The 19,291-nt window shown below is 53.0% G+C and carries 16 protein-coding genes; 10 read left to right on the top strand and 6 right to left on the bottom strand.

Annotation, left to right across the window (positions count from 1 at the left end; all coding sequences use genetic code 11):
• The coding region (locus AXW11_RS13665) for a winged helix-turn-helix domain-containing protein (protein WP_286792369.1) at nt 1-2,010 on the bottom strand (2,010 nt) is incomplete at its 3' end.
• A 222-nt stretch (nt 2,011-2,232) separates the two neighbouring features.
• Between AXW11_RS13665 and AXW11_RS13660 the strand changes: the two genes are divergently transcribed.
• The 6 genes from AXW11_RS13660 (at nt 2,233) to AXW11_RS13630 (ending at nt 9,724) form a co-directional block, all read left to right on the top strand.
• Nucleotides 2,233-3,456, top strand: coding sequence for an alkane 1-monooxygenase (locus AXW11_RS13660; RefSeq protein ID WP_199185490.1), 1,224 nt, complete (start codon nt 2,233-2,235; stop codon nt 3,454-3,456).
• A gap of 137 nt (nt 3,457-3,593) precedes the next feature.
• On the top strand, nt 3,594-4,112 hold the full coding sequence (locus tag AXW11_RS20855; protein WP_011783984.1) for a rubredoxin: 519 nt from the start codon (nt 3,594-3,596) through the stop codon (nt 4,110-4,112).
• A gap of 51 nt (nt 4,113-4,163) precedes the next feature.
• Entirely contained in the window at nt 4,164-5,618 is a 1,455-nt protein-coding gene (locus AXW11_RS13645) for an aldehyde dehydrogenase family protein (protein ID WP_011783983.1), read from the top strand.
• Nucleotides 5,619-5,645: 27 nt separating this feature from the next.
• On the top strand, nt 5,646-7,244 hold the full coding sequence (locus AXW11_RS13640; protein ID WP_091642703.1) for a GMC family oxidoreductase: 1,599 nt from the start codon (nt 5,646-5,648) through the stop codon (nt 7,242-7,244).
• A gap of 100 nt (nt 7,245-7,344) precedes the next feature.
• Entirely contained in the window at nt 7,345-8,967 is a 1,623-nt protein-coding gene (locus tag AXW11_RS13635) for a long-chain fatty acid--CoA ligase (RefSeq protein ID WP_172972330.1), read from the top strand.
• Nucleotides 8,968-9,052: 85 nt separating this feature from the next.
• Nucleotides 9,053-9,724 carry an OmpW/AlkL family protein gene (locus AXW11_RS13630; RefSeq protein WP_091642699.1) on the top strand — a complete coding sequence of 224 codons (672 nt, stop codon included), beginning with the start codon at nt 9,053-9,055 and terminating at the stop codon, nt 9,722-9,724.
• Nucleotides 9,725-10,556: 832 nt separating this feature from the next.
• Here the strand turns inward: AXW11_RS13630 and AXW11_RS13625 are convergent.
• From AXW11_RS13625 to AXW11_RS13610, 4 genes are all read right to left on the bottom strand, one after another.
• The gene (locus AXW11_RS13625) at nt 10,557-11,807 is read right to left on the bottom strand and encodes an NAD(P)/FAD-dependent oxidoreductase (RefSeq protein WP_091642696.1); all 1,251 of its coding nucleotides are present in this window, start codon (nt 11,805-11,807) and stop codon (nt 10,557-10,559) included.
• An 88-nt stretch (nt 11,808-11,895) separates the two neighbouring features.
• Nucleotides 11,896-13,533: a GMC family oxidoreductase gene (locus AXW11_RS13620; RefSeq protein WP_227663913.1), complete on the bottom strand. Its 1,638-nt coding sequence runs from the start codon at nt 13,531-13,533 to the stop codon at nt 11,896-11,898.
• Nucleotides 13,534-13,550: 17 nt separating this feature from the next.
• Nucleotides 13,551-14,963, bottom strand: a complete 1,413-nt coding sequence (locus AXW11_RS13615; RefSeq protein WP_091642690.1) for a cytochrome P450 — start codon at nt 14,961-14,963, stop codon at nt 13,551-13,553.
• A 14-nt stretch (nt 14,964-14,977) separates the two neighbouring features.
• Nucleotides 14,978-15,298: a 2Fe-2S iron-sulfur cluster-binding protein gene (locus AXW11_RS13610; protein ID WP_091642688.1), complete on the bottom strand. Its 321-nt coding sequence runs from the start codon at nt 15,296-15,298 to the stop codon at nt 14,978-14,980.
• Between the two features lie 129 nt (nt 15,299-15,427).
• Here AXW11_RS13610 and cypR point away from each other — a divergent pair, with 129 nt between their 5' ends.
• Complete coding sequence (gene cypR / locus AXW11_RS13605) at nt 15,428-16,471, top strand: transcriptional regulator CypR (RefSeq protein WP_091642684.1); 1,044 nt, start codon at nt 15,428-15,430, stop codon at nt 16,469-16,471.
• A gap of 69 nt (nt 16,472-16,540) precedes the next feature.
• Here cypR and AXW11_RS13600 read toward each other — a convergent pair whose 3' ends face one another.
• A complete protein-coding gene (locus tag AXW11_RS13600; protein ID WP_091642682.1) occupies nt 16,541-17,155 on the bottom strand; it encodes a TetR/AcrR family transcriptional regulator in 615 nt (204 codons plus the stop codon).
• A gap of 258 nt (nt 17,156-17,413) precedes the next feature.
• Between AXW11_RS13600 and AXW11_RS13595 the strand changes: the two genes are divergently transcribed.
• The 3 genes from AXW11_RS13595 to AXW11_RS13585 are packed head-to-tail and all read left to right on the top strand — an operon-like array spanning nt 17,414 to nt 19,291.
• Nucleotides 17,414-17,899, top strand: coding sequence for a PaaI family thioesterase (locus tag AXW11_RS13595; RefSeq protein WP_091642679.1), 486 nt, complete (start codon nt 17,414-17,416; stop codon nt 17,897-17,899).
• Nucleotides 17,896-18,399: a PaaI family thioesterase gene (locus tag AXW11_RS13590; RefSeq protein ID WP_091642677.1), complete on the top strand. Its 504-nt coding sequence runs from the start codon at nt 17,896-17,898 to the stop codon at nt 18,397-18,399. Before AXW11_RS13595 ends, AXW11_RS13590 begins: the two co-directional genes overlap by 4 nt.
• Entirely contained in the window at nt 18,389-19,291 is a 903-nt protein-coding gene (locus AXW11_RS13585) for an alpha/beta fold hydrolase (protein WP_091642674.1), read from the top strand. The genes AXW11_RS13590 and AXW11_RS13585 overlap by 11 nt, the downstream gene beginning before the upstream one ends.

Below are 19,291 nucleotides of genomic sequence, written 5' to 3'. Positions count from 1 at the left end.
CAGGAACGTCAGCTCACATTCATCGGGGAGTATAGGTGGACCCAATTCCTCGTTGTTCAGGAGAGTAAACTCAGCTAACTGAACTTTAGTCAGGATATTTAGACGAGAGAGCTCTCGCTCGCAGGAGGCTAAGCGGGATTGTTCCAACAAGGCCATGGCTCTATCTCGGAACCCTTGGTGGTACAGAAAACGGCTGTAGGCCTGTGTACACCCCCACAGAATATCTGTAACGCCATAGTTCAAAGCGAAATCGAACGAAGCCTGTGCAGATTCCTGGGTAACCAGGTGATGGTTCTGTTCGTGCAGGATTTGTAACTCAAGGGTGCCAAACATTTTATTTAAAAAAGTTTTTGGCACCTGAATCTTTTCTGCTGTTTTATTCGCTTGAAGCAACACACTCCTTGCTCGGGCGATGTCCCCCTTGAACAGTTCACCCTGAATTTCTGCAGTTTTAAGCCAAATAAAAGCGTAATGTTGATTGGATGACTGGATGGCCACAGCCGCTCGATGGGACAATCGCTCCAACTCTTCAAAATGGCGTCCACTGGAGGCAATGAATGCCTGGCAAGTAAGTGCTGCGCCTTTGCCAACCATGTTACGGTCGCCAAAGGCGTCTATCCATTTTTGACAGAGAACCTGACTCTCCAGTAATTTATCCTGTGTAGCTTTGCCTATCGCATTAACCAATTCCCGCCATCCTTCCTCATCAAGATCGCCCACCCCCCTGGAGCTCGGATGAAGCGAACTAACCAGTATTTCCTCTGCTTGACGAGCTTGTTGGCTGAAATACAAAATCCACGCGTAACCTATGCTCAAGGCAGCGATTTTTTTTATCGTACGAGCCGGTACTTTTCCAAACCAGGTACGAAGTACTTCGATTTCACCCTGTCTGAGTGCCACGTCCAGGATAATGCTGTCACTTACGACGCGAGCCCATCGATGGTCACTGGCTTCCAGAGCTGCATTGATTGAATGGAGGTACTCTCCCCTACGCCAATGCCAGAACGCGACCCGTTTCAGTACATACGAGCGACGTTCTCGTTGGGTGGTGTTAAATAAACTACGCAAATACTCTCGCAGCACAGGGTGCATATCCATACGATCAGCAGAAGTCCCGGTGGGAGCTAAAAGAGCATAATGTTCGTTAAGAAACGTAATTTCCCGGTCGGCCTCTTCTGTCTTATAGACATAGCCATAGCATTCAGCGCTGATTACTTCGAGCATCGCTGCATTGCAAAGAAAGGTCCTCGTACTATTGGGTAACGCAGTTAAGAGGTTGTCCCTGAAATACGAGCGAGTTTCCGGCCAAGTCGCTGCGGGGAGATTTGGGTTTGGGGTTCGGCACATAAGCCTGACAAGTGCTGGCCATCCACCGGTCGCTTTTATGATGTTGCTGGCTTCGGGGCCACCCATACCCGATAATTCACTAACCTCCTCTTCTGTAAATACAAGTTCATCAGCACCATACGTTACAACACCCGCCATCATAGACAAACGTGGCAACGCCCCGACGCGACTCGGTGCAATGAAAAATTTCACATTGCTCGGTGTTTCACAGATTAAATCCTCAATCAAATCCGCGGTATGTTTAGCCTCGCCAACCCCATCAAGGCAAATTCTTATCGTCTTTTTTGCATTACACAGTGCGTTTCGAAGAACTTCGATGGTGTCGATGTCACTTTTTATCGTGCGCCAGGATTCAACTCCTTCGAGTTGATATAAAACTAACGCTGCAAACAAACTGCCATTAACGTCACATGAGTCAGGGCACGACCGGGTATTGATATAAACGGCGCTCTCAAGTTCCAGTTCGCGAGTGTTTGCTGCCAAGGCCACTTGTACAGATTTTCCATAGCCTGGCGGGGCCCGATACAGAACTACCTTTGATTCAGGCGTAGCAGAAGCGCTCAGGCAATAGCGGTCTAAACACCCTTGAGTAATGAAACACTGACGAGCCCACATCCTTTCAGACATCCTCCGACACCAGTCTTCCAAGCTATGGCGGGTCATGACAATCCGATCTCCTGCTTCGTCTCCCCGAAACGCGAGGGCGCTATGGGGTGAAAGCATATTGATAGATGTCTAGTGCGAAAACTACCCCTTAGAGTAGTTGTTTGATCTCCGGTTCTGGCCAAACCTGTTCATGCCTACAACTTGTCCGTTCACCTGAGGGACTCGGTGTTCGCACAATGTAGAAAAATGATCAAGCTGAAAAACAATAAGGTGATCCTAATGTCAATGTCAGAAAATGTCTTAACAACAGAGTCTCTTCAGAGAGACCCTGATGCCGAAGGTTATGTGGACAGAAAACGCCACCTGTGGGTCCTTTCTGTGCTGTGGCCAGCGACGCCTCTTATTGGCCTTTATTTGGTATCCCAAACTGGATGGAGCATTTGGTACGGATTGGTGTTGATCCTTTGGTATGGCGCAGTTCCCTTGATTGATGCCATGTTTGGAGAGGATTTTTCCAACCCCCCCGAGTCGGCCGTGCCTCGGCTTGAACAGGATCGTTACTACCGGGTACTGACCTACTTAACTGTTCCTATTCATTATGCGGCCTTGATTGTCAGTGCCTGGTGGGTATCCACGCAACCAATGAATGTTTTCGAGTTTCTGGCATTGGCCCTTTCCCTGGGAATCGTGAATGGTCTGGCTCTGAACACAGGCCACGAACTTGGCCATAAAAAAGAAACGTTTGACCGTTGGATGGCGAAGCTTGTCCTCGCCGTGGTCGGATATGGTCATTTCTTCATTGAGCACAATAAGGGGCATCACCGTGATGTGGCTACGCCGATGGACCCGGCGACATCCCGCATGGGTGAGTCCATTTACTCATTCTCACTGCGTGAAATTCCCGGTGCTTTCAAGCGGGCATGGGATTTAGAGGAACAGCGCCTCAGTCGTTGTGGAAAAAGTGTCTGGAGCCTGGAGAACGAAGTTCTTCAGCCTATGATTTTGACCGCTGTGCTTTATGCGGGATTGCTGGCGTTTTTTGGTCCCTTAATGCTGATCTTTTTGCCCATTCAAATGGCCTTTGGCTGGTGGCAGCTGACCAGCGCCAACTACATTGAGCATTACGGATTGCTGCGCGAGAAGATGTCGGATGGACGTTATGAGCGTCAACAACCGCACCACTCATGGAACTCAAACCATATTATGTCGAACCTGATTCTGTTTCATTTGCAACGACATTCCGACCATCACGCCCATCCTACAAGGTCCTATCAATCGCTTCGCGACTTCAAAGACCTGCCTTCCTTACCATCGGGATATCCCGGGATGTTCCTGGCCGCAATGTTTCCCTCATGGTTTCGTTCGATAATGGACCACCGGGTGCTGGATTGGGCTAAAGGAGATCTCGATAAGATTCAGATTCAACCCGGCAAGCGTGAATTCTATGAGCGTAAATTTGGTGGGACTGATTCTGAATCAGTCGATACCGCCGCGGCTAAATGATCGGCTAATCGGAACTTATATACCTCGTTTACTTTATTTACGTTGCAGAAAAAGAGCCTCTGACGTGCACCTGAAAGAGGGTGCGCGTCGGGCGCTACCAAAACAAAGACAATAATATCGTTTGAAAGGTGCTCTAAATGGCTAAGTATCAATGCCCTGATTGTGGTTATGTATACGACGAAGTGGTTGGTGATCCGCACGAAGGCTTTCCTGCAGGAACGACATGGGAAAAAATTCCTGAAGACTGGTCCTGTCCAGACTGTGCCGTCAGGGATAAGGTTGACTTCGTTGCGCTTCAAGAAGCGAACCCGGAACTTTCGGTGTCCGCAACCAATACAGCGGTCCGCCCTGCCAGCCAAGCTAAGACCGAGGGAGCATCGCAGAAAGCAACGGGCGCATCTACTCCTTCAGCTAAAAATAAAACAAAGCCCAAAGCGAAACCCAAGCCTAACTCTTCAAAATCGCCGAAAGACTCGACTCAAAAAGATACCTATCGGAAGTGGGTCTGCATCACTTGCGGCCATATCTACGATGAAGCTCTCGGAGATGAAGCCGAAGGCTTCCCTGCCGGCACTCGTTTTGAAGATATTCCAGACGATTGGTGCTGTCCGGACTGTGGTGCCACAAAAGAGGACTATGTCCTCTATGAAGACTAGTAATCCGATGGAAAATAACAACAGTCTCGTTCGGCAAGAGGTGATTTTATAATGCAGATTGCTAGTCTGGCGAAGGTTGGGCTGCCCAATGTGTCAACCAGCGATACGATTGATTCAACGTTCGCGGCCCTACAGCGGGCACAACTTGCGCGTCGCGGAAGTTTTACCTTGGAGGCTCGAATAGCGCAGCTCGACCAGCTGCGGGATTCAATTAAACGCTACGAATCAAACATCATTGCGGCTTGCGCGGCGGACTTTCGAAAACCCGCTCCAGAAGTCAAATTAACTGAACTCCTGCCGGTGCTTCAGGAAATTCGACACACTAAAAAACACTTGCGTAAATGGATGCGTCCGAAGCGAGTGGCTGCATCCGTTGGTGTTCTGGGCACGAAATCTTATGTTCGGCCAGAACCAAAGGGAGTGTGCCTGATTATTGCACCGTGGAATTATCCGCTCAATCTTGCGCTCGGACCTCTCGTCTCAGCGTTGGCTGCAGGGAACGGAGCCATCATTAAACCCTCGGAAATGACACCACATACCTCAAAGGTGATTGCCAACATTGTCGCCGAAACCTTCCCTCCCGATCTGGTTTCCGTGATTGAGGGTGATGCCGCGGTAGCGCAGAAACTGTTGGCCTTACCCTTCGACCACATATTCTTCACGGGCAGTCCTGCGGTAGGCAAGGTGGTCATGGAGGCTGCCGCCAAGAACCTTTCCTCAGTGACACTGGAATTGGGGGGTAAGTCCCCGACCATTGTTGGCCCAGATGCCAACATAAAGAGGGCTGCGAGAAACATTGTCTGGGGTAAGTTTGCCAATAATGGACAGACCTGTATCGCCCCAGATCATGTTTTTGTGCACGTTAATATCGCAGATCAATTCAATGAAGCACTTAAAACGGAAATTGGGCGAGTCTATGGAAAAACACCAGAAGCCCAGAAATCGACCGCCGACTATTGCCGGATTGTAAATCGACGTCATTTCCAGCGAGTTTCAAACCTGATAGATGATGCCAAAAACAAAGGTGCAAGAGTCTTTGAAGGCGGTGTTACAGATGCTGAAGAGAATTTTATTGCTCCGACGTTGATTTCAAATGTATCGAGCGACATGGATATTTCACGTGAGGAGTTATTCGGCCCGATCTTACCCGTTATTGAATTCGACGATATTGATCTGGTTATCAAGAAAATCAACGATAACCCTAAACCGCTTGCGCTTTACATATTCGACAAAAACGAGGCTTTTGCCACGGATATTATCGAGCGAACGAGCTCCGGCGCTGTAGGAGTCAACCTTACAGTTGTGCATTTTCTACATCCGGGCCTGCCGTTTGGTGGAGTTAATAATTCCGGGATAGGGGCGGCACACGGTGAATACGGTTTCCGCGCTTTTTCGCATGAAAAGGCGTTGATGGAGGATAAACATTCTCTTATGCATCTTCTTTTTCCACCCTATACAGCCTGGGTCCGGCGTCTTATAGAGGCTGCTGTTCGTATTCTGGGCTGAGTATAATCAAATAATAAGAGAGTTATTATGTACGATTACATTATTGTCGGTGCGGGATCGGCGGGCTGTGTATTGGCCAATCGGCTTACGGCGGACTCTTCAAAGCGAGTAGCGTTGCTAGAAGCGGGCCCAAAGGATAAAAATCCACTCATACATATGCCTATAGGTATAGCACTCCTTTCCAATAGTAAAAAGCTGAATTGGGCTCTTGAAACCGAACCTCAAGAACATCTGAAGGAGCGCCGCCTGTTTTGGCCTCGTGGGAAAACACTTGGCGGGTCCTCTTCTATCAACGCCATGGTCTATATCAGAGGTCACAAAGCCGATTATGACCACTGGGGTCAAGTTGCCGGGACCGACCTCTGGGGATGGGATCGCGCTTTAAAATTGTTTCGTCGACTGGAAGATAATAAACGTTTTGGCGCAGATTCTTACCATGGGGAGGGCGGTGAGCTCACCGTAAGTGAACTCAAATCAGTCAATCCGTTGAGTCGAGATTTTGTTCGAGCGGCACCTCATGTAGAGCTCCCGATAAACACGGACTTTAATGGAGAGACGCAAGAGGGATTGGGACTCTACCAGGTGACACAAAAAAATGGTCGCCGTTGGAGTTCAGCGCAGGCATTTCTGCGTGTCGCGGAGAACCGGCCTAATCTTGATGTGCTAACGGACGCGCGGGTAACCCGGGTGGTAATGGACGGTAAGCGGGCAGTCGGCGTGACACTGAACCAGGGGGGCGAATATCGCCAGCTTAGACTCAATAACGGCGGTGAAGTCATATTGTCTGGTGGTGCGGTTAATTCACCACAACTACTTATGCTTTCGGGAATCGGTGATAGCGAAGAGCTTGGAAAACACGGGATCCCCCTTGTGCATCATCTTCCTGAGGTCGGCCAGAATCTGGTTGATCATTTGGATATTACGATCATGCACGCGGCAAACTCACGTTTGCCCATTGGCGTTGCTCCCAGTTTCCTGTTTCGGGGCGTGAGCGCATTATTCTCATATATCTTTGCGCGACGTGGATTTCTTACCAGTAATGTTGCCGAGTCCGGAGGCTTTGTTAAATCCGAGCGCTCGTGCGAACGGCCAAATGTGCAATTCCACTTTTTGCCAACTTACCTGAAGGATCATGGACGAAAAGTGATGGCCGGGTATGGGTACACCTTGCATATTTGCGATCTAATGCCCAGAAGCCGCGGTTTTATTGGTCTCAAAAGCCCTGACCCATTGGCCGACCCGTTGATTCAACCCAATTATCTCAGTAACCCCGAAGACATCAAAACAATGATCTCGGCCGTTAAATTTGGACGACGGATACTCGGGGCACCAACAATGGCTTTACATAGTAAACGAGAAATTAAGCCCGGAAACTCGGTGTCTTCGGACAGTCAGATTGCGGACTTTATCCGGGAAAATGCAGAGACTATTTACCACCCCGTTGGCACTTGTCGTATGGGCGCGGATCCGGATTCAGTCGTTGATCCGGAATTAAAAGTCAGAGGGATTGAAGGGCTAAGAGTTGTCGATGCCTCGATAATGCCCAGTTTGGTTGCCGGTAACACCAACGCACCCACCATGATGATTGCCGAAAATGCAGCCGACATCCTCTTGGGAAATGTTTAGGTTCAAACCCGGATTATGCCTTCTACATTGGACCTTAATGACGCCAGATACTCGCGTCAACCAACTACAAAAACGACAGGAGATAAACGTGCTTGGCCAAATGATGAACATGGAGCTCACCGTGAATTCCTTGATCGACCATGCTGCTCGCTACCATGGAGACGCTGAGATTGTGTCGATAGGAACGGATGGAAATCCCAGTCGATCTGACTGGGCAACTGTTTCGGAGCGGTCGCGACAACTTGCGTCAGCGCTTCGAACGGCAGGCTATGTCCAGGGGGATCGGTGCGCGACCATTTGTTGGAATAACGTGGGGCACCTGGAATGTTACCTTGGCATCTCTGGTGGCGGGATGGTGTGTCACACCATTAACCCGCGACTGTTTCCAGAACAACTCGTTTACGTTATCAACAATGCTCAAGACAAAGTCATATTCTTTGACAAAACGTTCCTTACCATTGTTTCAAATATCCGAGACCGACTGGAGACGGTTGAGAAATTTGTATTGATGTCCGAACCGGACGAAGAAATTGCAGCGCAATTTCCAGGCTTGTTGTTTTATGAAGAGTTTCTCCAGCGAGGAACGCCTAACGCGAATTGGCCTGAAATCGCCGAAAACCAGGCCTCAAGCCTCTGCTATACATCGGGCACCACCGGAAATCCCAAAGGGGTGCTCTATTCACACCGCTCCACCGTTCTGCACGCGCTGGTAGCTGCTCAACCCGACGCACTGAATTTATCGGCACGGGACGTGGTGATGCCGGTTGTTCCTATGTTTCACGTAAATGCGTGGGGGGTACCCTACATTACGGCGATGGTTGGAGCCAAACTGGTGTTGCCTGGTCCTGGCCTGGATGGGCAAAGTTTGGTCAAGCTGATCGATTCAGAAAGCGTAACGATTGCGCTGGGTGTGCCTACGATTTGGCAGGGACTTCTCTCGGCTTTGGACGAGCTTGGCTCCTCGGCACAGTCGCTTAAACGGACGGTGATAGGGGGTAGCGCTTGTCCGCCCTCAATGATGTCGGAGTTTCGTGGTAAGTATGGCGTAGAAGTTGTCCATGCATGGGGAATGACAGAAACATCACCGATCGGGACCGTCAACGCACTGCTGTCGAAACACAATACTCTTTCGGAGGAAGGAAGAAACAAAATCCGTGAAAGCCAGGGACGGCCTCCCTACGGGGTGCAGCTCAAAATTGTAGGAGAAGACGGTCATCAACTGCCCGAAGATGGCATTGCTCAGGGAAATCTCCGCATCCGTGGTCATTGGGTGGTAGCCGATTACTTCGGTGTTGAACCAAATCAGACTCTTGAGGAAGACGGTTGGTTCGAGACAGGTGATGTTGCTTCGATCAATGATGATGGATTTATGACAATACGTGACCGCTCAAAAGATATTATTAAATCTGGTGGTGAATGGATATCTACAGTCGAATTGGAGGGAATCGCAATGGGCCATTCTGCCATCAATGAAGCTGCCGTAGTGGCGGCCTCCCATGATAAATGGGACGAACGACCGATCCTGTTGGCAGTAAAAATACCCGACGCAAATATTACTGAGGAGGAACTTCTTGCTCATTATCAGGGGAAAGTCGCCAAGTGGCAGATCCCGGATCGCGCGATCTTTGTGGAAGGATTGCCACGCAATGCCACTGGGAAAGTATTAAAAAACAAGCTGCGTTCTGAGTATGGGGAAGTATTAGTCAGTAAACCGGCAAGCTAGCATCAATGAGTGACATTTGTGTTACGAAAAATTGCAGTTTTACCTAAAGCCAATTTGTTTTAATACCAAAAAGGATAATAAAAAAATGAAACCTAAAATAATTAGTAAAGTCTCGTTAGTGGCGTTCCTTTTACTTTCACTTGCTGCGAGCCTGGCCAACGCTCAATCTGAGCCGGTTTACAGTAGAGGCGACTGGGTGGTTGGGCTGAATGCCACTAGAGTTCTAACCGATGAAGATTTGCGATCAGCCTCTGCGGGGGGTGCCCCCGTTCCAAATTCCAACCTGTCTATTAACAACGATACGACCATATCATTCGACGTGTCGTATTTTCTGAGTAATCAGCTGGCATTCAACATTTTTGGCGGCATTCCCGCTAGTGCGGACCTCCAGGGCGAAGAGTCTCTCTCCGGTCTTTTTCTTGGTCAAACAGATTATGGTCCGGTAATTCTTTCGCTTCAGTATCATGTCTTGACGGGTAGCAACTTCTCTCCGTACTTTGGAGCGGGTGTAGGACGGATTCTCTTTTTAGATGAAAAGGATCGCGCACTAACCGACTTCGACGTCGAAGATACATGGGCCCCTGCGGTTCAGGCTGGTTTTCGCTGGAAGATACACAATAACTGGTCGGCAAATTTTGACGTTAGATATGCACCCTTCAAGGCGGATATCACCGGTAACCTGGGCCCGGCCCCTGTTCAGGCAGAAGTGGAAGTGGACCCCACTATCGTGAGCATCGGAGTCGCATATCGCTTTTAAATGCCAAGTATACCAACCGTCTGCATTTGCTGGTCGCTTTCAGCAACCTGCTGATTGATAAAAAACCTGCAGCGTAAGACCAATGCGCCCCTTTTCCGCCAAGATTGCGGAAAAGGGGCAAAAACCAGCGGTTATTCAGATCTTCCTTAGGTATATAGCCCCAGCCTTATACATCATTTAAAGGTCTCGTATCGTTTAGTCGAGTAGTATATAGCCATCAGGACCGGCACGTCCTTACTATAGAAAACCTTTTCAGTAGTCCCGCAAGTTTCATTTAATCGAGCAAGTGTCTTAACATTAATACCGCTCGTAACTATCGGTTCTTGATGTCCACCATCAATAAGCCGGAATCTTACTGTGTTTGATTTACACACCGCTTGAAGCTTGCAGTCTGAAAAGCCCTGTCTTGGCTGCCACCACCCATCCGCATGAAAAAGCATATGCTCAGATGAACCAAAACAAGAGGTCGACACCGAATGGGCGATGTTGCTTATGAAGGATTGAGTGATCGGAACCTCTACCCATAATGGCCGATAGAGACTTCGCTTTATCTTTGTGGATAAAATCAAGTTCATATTTTCGTCGGTAATTGCAAGGTGAGGTTATTAGTGGGATATATAGAGAATTATTTCACCGCTATGGTGCTCTCGGTTTACCAGAGCAACAGTAATGTGTCTGGCTACGGGAAATTCCGCCGGTTGTGGCTCACGCATTCTTTGCGCTCACTGAAAGCTGTCGGTCGTAGGATATGATATCCATAGGCCGTATGAGTTGTGCATTGCTTTCGCAATTTTGGGCAAACTAAGGGCACAGCTCTACTCGGTCGTCAATTTCAATTTATGGACTGACCGCTCACCAAGGACTTCAGTTCAATATCCGGATCCTTCAACATTTCAGGATTGACCTGCCTGCGTTGTTGAACGAGGGTCTTGCCGACCATAAAAGCGATGGGCAGGTTAACCGCATCAACAGCAATGACACAGCCGTCGCGGAGATAAAACACCGCAAATCCCTTGTCTTCCGGGCTTCCGCGCAGCACACGCTGATCATGATATTGCGACAACCCCACCATCTGCAGACGCACGTCATACTGGTTCGACCAGAACCATGGAGCGCTATTATAGGGTTTCTTCTCGCCCATCAGGGTTGCCGCCACTGTCCGGGCCTGATCAACCGCGTTGGCGACAGATTCAAGGCGCTGCATCTTCTCGAAGAAAAGATTCCGGTGGCGGGTACAGTCGCCGATCGCCAGGATGGCTGGATCTTCTGTGCGGGTAAACTCGTCAACAATAATGCCGTCATCACAGGGCAGGCCGGCGGCCTCAGCCAGGGCGGTTTCTGGCGCCACACCCACTGAAACGAGCACTATGTCGGCCGGTACAGTGCCGCCGCTCGCCAATGTCACGCCAGCCACATGCCCCTGATCGCTAGCTTCGAAACCGGTTACCGCCGTGTTCAGGCGTAGATCCACGCCAGCGTTACTGTGTTTGGTGTAAAAAAACTCCGACATTTCCGGGCCTGTTACACGCTGCATAAGACGCTCGGCCGCTTCCAGTACCGTGACATCAACGCCTTTTTTGGTAGCGCTGGATGCCACTTCAAGGCCAATGTAACCACCACCCACGATGACCAAGCGTTTCCCCGGAACCAGTTGTTCACGCAGGGCATCCGAGTCAGCTATGTCATGTAGGTAATGAATGCCCTTCAAGTCAGCCCCGGGTGCGTTCAGGCGTCGAACGTGTGACCCCGTGGCCAGGACCAGTCGATCGTATTTCAATGTGCTCTGGTCCGACAAACTGATGGTCTTGTTGTCCCGATCAATTTGTTCGGCACGTACACCGAGCCGCAACTGATGGCCGGCGTTCTCGTACACCGAGCGCGGCTTGAGGTACAGCGACTCCTGATCCACCTCGCCTGCCAGGTAGTTCTTGGACAGGGGCGGCCGCTGATAGGGTGGATGTGGCTCTTCGCCCACCAGGACCACTTCATGTTGATATTTCTTTTGCAGCAAGGTTGTCAGGAGCGCACCTGCTGCGTGCCCGCCGCCAACGATGACTGTCGTCTCTTTCTGTTGGTTTGCCATAGCCTGTCTCTTTCTACTGTTCTTTGGAATCAGATTGATCAGAAGTCCAGATGCCAACTGAGCCCTGTGACGCCCGCGCGCGCGGAGCTCAGCCGACCATCTCCCCGGCATCCTCAAGTATCATCGCGGCACCTTTCTCGCCGATCATGGTTGCCGGCTGATTGGTGTTTCCGCCGACCAGCGTCGGCATGATGGAGGCATCGACCACCCGCAGGCATTGCAGGCCATGCACGCGCAGGCGCGGATCGACCACCGCCATCGGATCAACACCCATCTTGCAGGTGCCAACCGGGTGGTACGCTGATTCACCGCTGCGCCGTACCCATGCGGCGAGATCGTCGTCATTCTGCAGCGCCGGCCCGGGCAAGACCTCAACCTCGTGGTGCGGGGCAAACGCCGCCTGCGCCAGGATCTTGCGCACCAGGTGGACACCGCGCACCAGTCGCTCGACATCGGCGGACTCGGCCATGTAGTTGGGGTCGATCAGCGGCGCGGCAAACGGGTCGGCACTGTGCAGACCGACGCGCCCGCGCGACGACGGCCTGAGCCCGTAGATCATCACCGCGTAGCCATAACCGCTCATCGCGGTCTTCAGGTCTCGCCCGTGATCGTCGTACAGCATTGGCGCGAAGTGCAGCTGCAGGTCGGGTACCGGCTCCTCGGGCCGGGAGCGGATGAACCCGCCGGCCTCGGCGCCGTTGCTCGACAGCACGCCCCGCCGGCCGCTCAGATACGTCAGAGCGCCCCACAGCCCCTTGAGCCAGTAACTCGGATGCATCGAGATGCTTTGGCGGCTGCGGGCGCTGACGCGCACGAACACGTCGATATGATCCTGAAGATTCTGCCCGACGCCCCCCAACGCATGGCGCAGTTCTATGCCATGCCGGGACAGTTCCTCCCGCGGACCGATCCCGGACAGCATCAGCAGTTGCGGCGAGTTGAACGCGCCGCCGCAGAGCACAACTTCGCGCCCGGCACGGACCTGCGTCAGCCCCTTTGTATCGCGGTATTCGACACCGGTGGCGCGGGTGTCTTCGAGTAGCACCCGGGTGACATACGCGCCGCTGCAAACCGTCAGGTTGGAACGCGCCGTGGCGGGTTCGAGATAGGCCCGCGCGTTGCTACAGCGTGTGCCGTCTTTCTGGTAGGCGTAGTAGAAGCCCACGCCCTCCTGCTCACTGCCGTTGAAATCTGTATTGAGCCGGTACTTTGCCTGGGTCGCCGCCTCGACAAACGCCGTGCTCAGCGGATTGGTATAGCGGCGCTCGGCAACGTTCAGCGGACCACCCTGACCATGAAATTCTGCCTCATTCGGCGTAAGTTTGGGCTCGAAATGTTCCGATCGGCGGAAGTAGGGCAACACCTCGGCGTATGACCACCCTTTGCACCCCAGCCGTGCCCACTCGTCGTAGTCCCGGGCATGCCCGCGAATATAGACCTGCGCGTTCATGCCGCTGGAACCGCCAAGCATCTTGCCCCGCGGCTGAAAAAGCGCCCGGTCGTGCATGTGACGCTGCGGTTCGGTATTGAACTGCCAGTTGTAGCGGCGGCTGAACATTAGCTGCAGGAAACCCAGCGGCATGTTCACGAAAGGGTTGCGGCGGCTCTCCGGACCGGCTTCAAGCAGCAGCACAGAATGGCGACCGCTCTCCGACAGGCGGCTGGCGACAGCACATCCGGCCGAGCCCGCGCCAACCACGACATAGTCAAATTGTTCGGTCGTCATCCTGGTTAGCCTGTTCATTAACTTTTTGGTGTCAGCTGGACCATCAGCTCCGAATAGCCCCGCACGAAGTTGGACTGCACGCGCTCCGGCTCGCCGACGACTTCGATCTTGTCAAAGCGTTTGAGAATCTCTTCCCATAGGATACGCAGTTGCAATTCGGCCAGGCGGTTGCCCATGCAACGGTGAACACCGTAGCCAAATGACATATGGTTTCGTGCGTCCTTGCGATCGATAATGAAGTGATCGGGGTCCTCGAACTTGCGCTCGTCACGGTTGCCCGAGGCGTACCACATCACAACGCGATCGCCCTTTTTGATGGTCTGGCCGCCCAGCTCAACATCTTGCTTGGCGACTCGGCGCATATAGGCCAGCGGCGTTTGCCAGCGGATGATTTCCGACACCATGTTCGGAATCAGTTCCGGTTTTGCCTTCAGTTTTTCGAACTCCTTTGGGAATTCGTTCATGGCCACCAGGCCACCACTCATTGAGTTGCGAGTGGTATCATTGCCGCCAACGATAAGCAGCGTCAGATTGCCGATAAACTCCATCGGGCGATTGATCAGATCTTTGGTGTCGTCGTTGCTCTGTAGCAGGCTGATCAAATCGAAACCGGGCTCTTCGCCCGCCGCGCGGCGCGCTTCCTTATCCCTCCAGAGCCTGGAGAAGGACCAGGCCATGTCAGCCGCGTCGTCAAACATGATCTCTTCTTCGGCATACTCGCCGCCGGTTGCCGATGCTGCCCCGGCCATCCGATCCGACCACTCAACCAGCTTGTGACGTTCCTCGTAAGGAAAATCCAGAAGGGTTGCGAGCATGCGACCGGTGAGTTCCTTCGATACAGTGGGCACCCAGTTGAAGGGCTGGCCCAGAGGCAGGCTGTCAAGCACATCGCCGGTACGCGATCGGATCAGCTCCTCCATTTCCTTCAGGTTCTTCGGTGCCACCACGCCTTGAACCGAGCTGCGCTGCACATCGTGTTTTGGCGGATCCATGGCTATGAACATTTCCACCGACAGCCCCTCTGGAGGGTCGCCTAATATGATTTGCGGCTCGGCGGAAAACAGGTCGTGACTCTTGTCTACGAACATGATGTCCTCAAAGCGAGTCACCGACCAAAAGGGGCCGAAGGGGCTGTTCTTCTGGTAATGCGCCGGAGCCTCATCGCGCAACCGTTTGAAATAGGCGCGCCACTGATCCTGCCGATACAAAAATGGATTGCTGACATCGATGTCCTCAAGGGCCAGCGTGTTAACGTCCGGGATGACTGATTCAACAAATTCGGGCACCGGCCGGCGTGGGCCGAAGGCCTTCTTCTTGGCGCTCATTAACAGTTTCAGCCCCTGGATCTGCCTGTGCATCGGTACCACCCTGGAGGTAGCATTGATCACTCGGGATTGAATGTCGTCAAATGTTTTAGACAGTGTTGGCATGCGTCCTCCTATGTTCACATCTGGAACTCGGGTAAATGCACGGTCATGCCGTCCATTTCATCAGTAATGACCACCTGGCAGCCCAGGCGCGAAGTGCTCTCCCGCTCCGGGGTCATTGACAGCATTTGCTCTTCCTCACCACCAGGCGTACCTGTCTTTCTGAACCAATCGTCCGAGACGATGACGTGGCAGGTGCCACAGGCACATTCCCCCCCGCAGTCCCCGTCAATACCGGGGATCAGATTGTCAACGGCGATTTGCATTACCGAGGAACCAGTTTTGAACTCAGCGACATGTTTAGTTTGATCATGTTCTATAAAAGTAATCTTACCCATTGTTGTTCTCCTGCCCGTAGTATTCACCGATAGATATTGGCTGTCTGGCGATACTTCTGTCAGGTCATTTCTTGACAACATAGAGTCATTTAAAGACAAAATAGTGGTCGTTCAGGACGGAGATGATCAATGATGACGACGCAGAAGGCGGGTGATTTGCAAAAAACCGGTCCAGGTATTCCATCGAATTACTCACGGCTAATTGCGCGTGAGCTTGATTTAACAGCCAAACAACTGCCACGTCTGCTGCTCGGCACCGGGCTTGGTGTGGCGCAATTATTGAGTGAGGAAAGCCTGCTTACCGCAGCTCAGCAGATGCGGATTCTGCGCAACGCACTGGACTTGTCCGGCCTGCCGGAATTCGGGTTGCGGCTCGGCAAGCGACTGACACCGGCAACCCATGGAGCAATGGGGTTCGTTGCTTACAGCAGCCCCGACTTTCTCACTGCGCTGCAGGCGATTCATACTTTTCTGCCCACGCGTGCTAGCTTCATCCACCTGCATTTGCAGCAAGTCAACGAGCGCCTGGAGTGTATTCTGGACTATCAGGAGTCGCTGGACGATGACATACAGCAGTGCCTGTCGGATGCGATGATTAAGGCCCTTTTTGAATTTGGCGAATTTATAATTGGTCGCCCTTTGCATGAGGCTGAAATATACTTCGCTCATCCTGAACCAAAGTATAAGGCAATGTATGCCGATTTTTTATCCGGGCAGATTCACTATGATTGCGATCAGGTAAAACTTACGTTGCCGATGTCATTGTGTCGGGAACCGAATGCGTCCGCCAATCACGAAAACTATCGTCTGGCCTTGCAACAGTGTGAATCGATGCTTGTGCAACTTCAGTCGGATCAACCGAGCTATCAGACCCAGCTGAAGATGATGATGTTGTCCCGACCGCCCGGAACGCTCAGTGAAGACGAAGCAGCGGCCTCGTTGTTCATGAGCAAACGCACTCTGGCACGCAAACTCAAGCAGGAACGCAGCGGTTTTCGGAAAGTTCGCGACGAGATTCTGTCCCAGCAGGCAGCGACCTATTTGCGTGAAAGCCAACTGTCAATCGAGGCCATTTCCGCGTTGATGAACTATCACGACATTGCCAATTTCAGACGCGCCTTCAAGCGCTGGTTTGACCAGTCGCCTGAGCAGTTCAGGCAAAATGTCAGATGACAAACCGTGCATCCGCATGATTAGCGATCATAAACAGAGGCTACTTGCTTGCGTTTGTGAAGCCAGAACCTATGCCTGCCCCCCTTTATTGATCACACCGTCCATCGCGATCTGCCAGATCAAGTCGCCAATGGCGTCGAGTGAATGAGCCCCGTTCGGGTCGAACCAGGTTGCAACCCAGTTGAGCGCCCCAAGGCCGATCAGGCGGAGCAAACGGCCGTCAACATTCTTCCGGATCACGCCCTGTGCAATCATCGTTTCGAGGATATCGGCCCACAAGGACTCGTACTGGTCACGCAGTTCGATGATTTCCTCGCGGGCCTCCGGGCCCAGCGCTCGCCATTCAAACAGCAGCACGTAAACCGCGTCCGAATCGACCAACAGGGCTCGCAGATGCGCGTTGATACAAAGACGCAACCGTTCAACCGGGTCATCCGAACTGGCGTAAGCCGACTCGACCTCTGCGGTAACCAGGTCCACCCCCCGGCGCATCAGCTCGACAAGCAGCGCTTCCTTGCTGTTGTAACGATAATACAGACTTCCGGGCAGCATATTGCAGGCCTCGGCAATCTCCTTGAGCGACGTCCTTTCAAAGCCTTTCTCACGAAAAAGCCGGGCTGCGTTAGACAAAACGTCGCCCTGGTCGCCCAGTTTGCTTGCAGGAGTCATCTGTCTGTTAACCATGGCTTAAACATCTCCTCAGCAAGCCAGCTATTTGTTCATCAGAGCGGCAACCACCTGACTCATTGCATTGGTGGTGCGCCATCGCACGGGTGGCGTGCCATTTGCCACAACAGATTCTTGACATTTGGTTGGTTAACCAACCAAAATCCAGCAACAATGTTATTCGGAAGAAACTGACATGGCAATGACCTATCAAAATCAGCTGTTTCCCCCCACTTCCACCCCTGCGCGAAATGCAAACCGGGGTGGGCAGATCTGATGACGGAGTCGAACAGAGCTCAGCACAGTGACGCTGTGACGACGGCGTGGCAGTTCACCGAACAGGTTCCCCACGGCAGGGATCTGGGTATGCAGGTTGTCTCTGTCGATAAGGGCCAGGTCTGTATGCGCCTGACCCCACAGCCATGGATGTTCGCCGAAGAGGATACAAAAGAAATCTGCACCAGCGTGCTCTACTCACTGGCAGACTCCGCCGGAGGCCTGGCGGTATTTGCGGGGGCCCTGGAGCTGATGCCCATTGCCACGCTGGATCTGCGCATGGATTATCTGCGGCCTGCCAGCGGCGACCGTGCCCTGGTAGCGGTGGCCACCTGTCGTCATTTAACGGACGAGGTCGCGTTCATCCATTGCGACATCCTCAGCGAGAGTGACAGTGAGCTGTTAGCGACGGCAAGCGCCACCTTCATGCGCAACACCCAGGGCCAGCAATTTCAGGCCGGTGGACGAAAAAAGGAGGGCGCATGAGTACGACTGGCGATTCGGCACAACCCATCTCAGGCCCTTCCGAAAGCGGGCAAGAAAGCGGGAAAGAATGTTCCGACTGGCAGGCCCTGCTGGAGCGCACTCCCTACGCACGGCACCTTGGTCTTGAGGTTCAACGCGACGATGTAGGTCTAGTGGTTCATATGCCGTGTCGTGAAGCGCTGATTGGCAACTTTATGCTACCTGCTCTCCATGGCGGCGTGCTTGGCGCCCTGATGGAGCTTACCGCGCGGGTCGCTGCGCAACGCCAGGATACAGACAAACGTTGCCCACGCATTCTCGACAGCCACATTAACTACCTCCGCTCCGCGCAGGCCCGATCGACGTTCGCCAGCGCCGAAATTGTCCGGCAAGGCAGGCGGAGCAGCCTGGTCCGGGTGACCTGCTGGCAGGGCGATAAGCGCAAGCCGATCGCCAGCGGTCAGGTTCAGTTGTTGCTCCCGACAATGGCGGCCAAAGAAGCAGATCTTCATGGACAATAAGCACAACAACCCTGAACGCGACCAATTCCAGGCGCCGGATGGCGCGGAGATCGCCCTGTGGCGCTGGCCGCAATCCAAAGCGCGCCCCACGTTGCACTGGGCGCATGCAACGGGTTTCCATGGCCGCCTGTACCGCCCCCTCCTTGATGAGCTTGCCACGGACGTCAATGTCCTGGCCTGGGACATGCGGGGGCACGGGGCCAGCGCCGGTGCGGCGAACTTTTCGACATTCCGGGGCTGGGAAACCTACTATCGCGACATGACCGCTCTGCTGGATAGCCTGGATGAGCCGGTCTGGCTTGCCGGCCACTCCATTGGGGCCACCACCAGCATCATGGCCGCTGCCCGACGGCCAGACAAAGTGCTGGGCCTGATTCTGGCGGAACCCGTAATCATGGATCCGGGGCAGGGCCTGAGGTTGTGGCTGGCCAAGCTGCTACGCCAGTCACATCGGTTGTCACTGGCCGCCGGAGCCGCACGTCGGCGCCCGGTATTCGACTCGCACGCTGCTGCGTTGGACAACTATCGGGGCCGCGGTGGCTTCAAGACCTGGCCCGAAGCATGGCTGGAAGCCTATATCCAGCACGCCTTCGAACCGCAGGAAGATCAAGTTCAGTTGGCGTGTGCGCCGGAGTGGGAGAGCACCACTTTTGCCCATACCGAACACAACCCCTGGCCCGGTATTCGTCAGTTGCGGTGCCCGGTTATCGTGCTGGCGGCGGAACGCGGGTCAACCTTCTCGCCGGCCGCGCGAAAACGCCTGCAGATCCTGCTGCCTGAGGCTGACGTAAATGTCCTCGGCGAGGCGACTCATTTTCTGCCTATGGAGCGGAGGGAAACCGTTCGCGATGCCATCCTGCAACTTGTTTTGTCCGGCTACCGTGAGAGCTGA

Source organism: Marinobacter sp. Hex_13, assembly GCF_001566815.1.
Taxonomy (GTDB): domain Bacteria; phylum Pseudomonadota; class Gammaproteobacteria; order Pseudomonadales; family Oleiphilaceae; genus Marinobacter; species Marinobacter salarius.
Note: the sequence above shows the minus strand (reverse complement) of the source record. Positions and strands in the feature narration are given on the sequence as shown.

Excerpts from the sequence above, each read along its gene's own strand:
- AXW11_RS13660 (WP_199185490.1), top strand. The coding sequence starts at position 2,233 with ATGTCAATGTCAGAAAATGTCTTAACAACAGAGTCTCTTCAGAGAGAC.
- AXW11_RS20855 (WP_011783984.1), top strand. The coding sequence starts at position 3,594 with ATGGCTAAGTATCAATGCCCTGATTGTGGTTATGTATACGACGAAGTG.
- AXW11_RS13645 (WP_011783983.1), top strand. The coding sequence starts at position 4,164 with ATGCAGATTGCTAGTCTGGCGAAGGTTGGGCTGCCCAATGTGTCAACC.
- AXW11_RS13640 (WP_091642703.1), top strand. The coding sequence starts at position 5,646 with ATGTACGATTACATTATTGTCGGTGCGGGATCGGCGGGCTGTGTATTG.
- AXW11_RS13635 (WP_172972330.1), top strand. The coding sequence starts at position 7,345 with ATGATGAACATGGAGCTCACCGTGAATTCCTTGATCGACCATGCTGCT.
- AXW11_RS13630 (WP_091642699.1), top strand. The coding sequence starts at position 9,053 with ATGAAACCTAAAATAATTAGTAAAGTCTCGTTAGTGGCGTTCCTTTTA.
- AXW11_RS13625 (WP_091642696.1), bottom strand. The coding sequence starts at position 11,807 with ATGGCAAACCAACAGAAAGAGACGACAGTCATCGTTGGCGGCGGGCAC.
- AXW11_RS13620 (WP_227663913.1), bottom strand. The coding sequence starts at position 13,533 with ATGACGACCGAACAATTTGACTATGTCGTGGTTGGCGCGGGCTCGGCC.
- AXW11_RS13615 (WP_091642690.1), bottom strand. The coding sequence starts at position 14,963 with ATGCCAACACTGTCTAAAACATTTGACGACATTCAATCCCGAGTGATC.
- AXW11_RS13610 (WP_091642688.1), bottom strand. The coding sequence starts at position 15,298 with ATGGGTAAGATTACTTTTATAGAACATGATCAAACTAAACATGTCGCT.
- cypR (WP_091642684.1), top strand. The coding sequence starts at position 15,428 with ATGATGACGACGCAGAAGGCGGGTGATTTGCAAAAAACCGGTCCAGGT.
- AXW11_RS13600 (WP_091642682.1), bottom strand. The coding sequence starts at position 17,155 with ATGGTTAACAGACAGATGACTCCTGCAAGCAAACTGGGCGACCAGGGC.
- AXW11_RS13595 (WP_091642679.1), top strand. The coding sequence starts at position 17,414 with ATGACGGAGTCGAACAGAGCTCAGCACAGTGACGCTGTGACGACGGCG.
- AXW11_RS13590 (WP_091642677.1), top strand. The coding sequence starts at position 17,896 with ATGAGTACGACTGGCGATTCGGCACAACCCATCTCAGGCCCTTCCGAA.
- AXW11_RS13585 (WP_091642674.1), top strand. The coding sequence starts at position 18,389 with ATGGACAATAAGCACAACAACCCTGAACGCGACCAATTCCAGGCGCCG.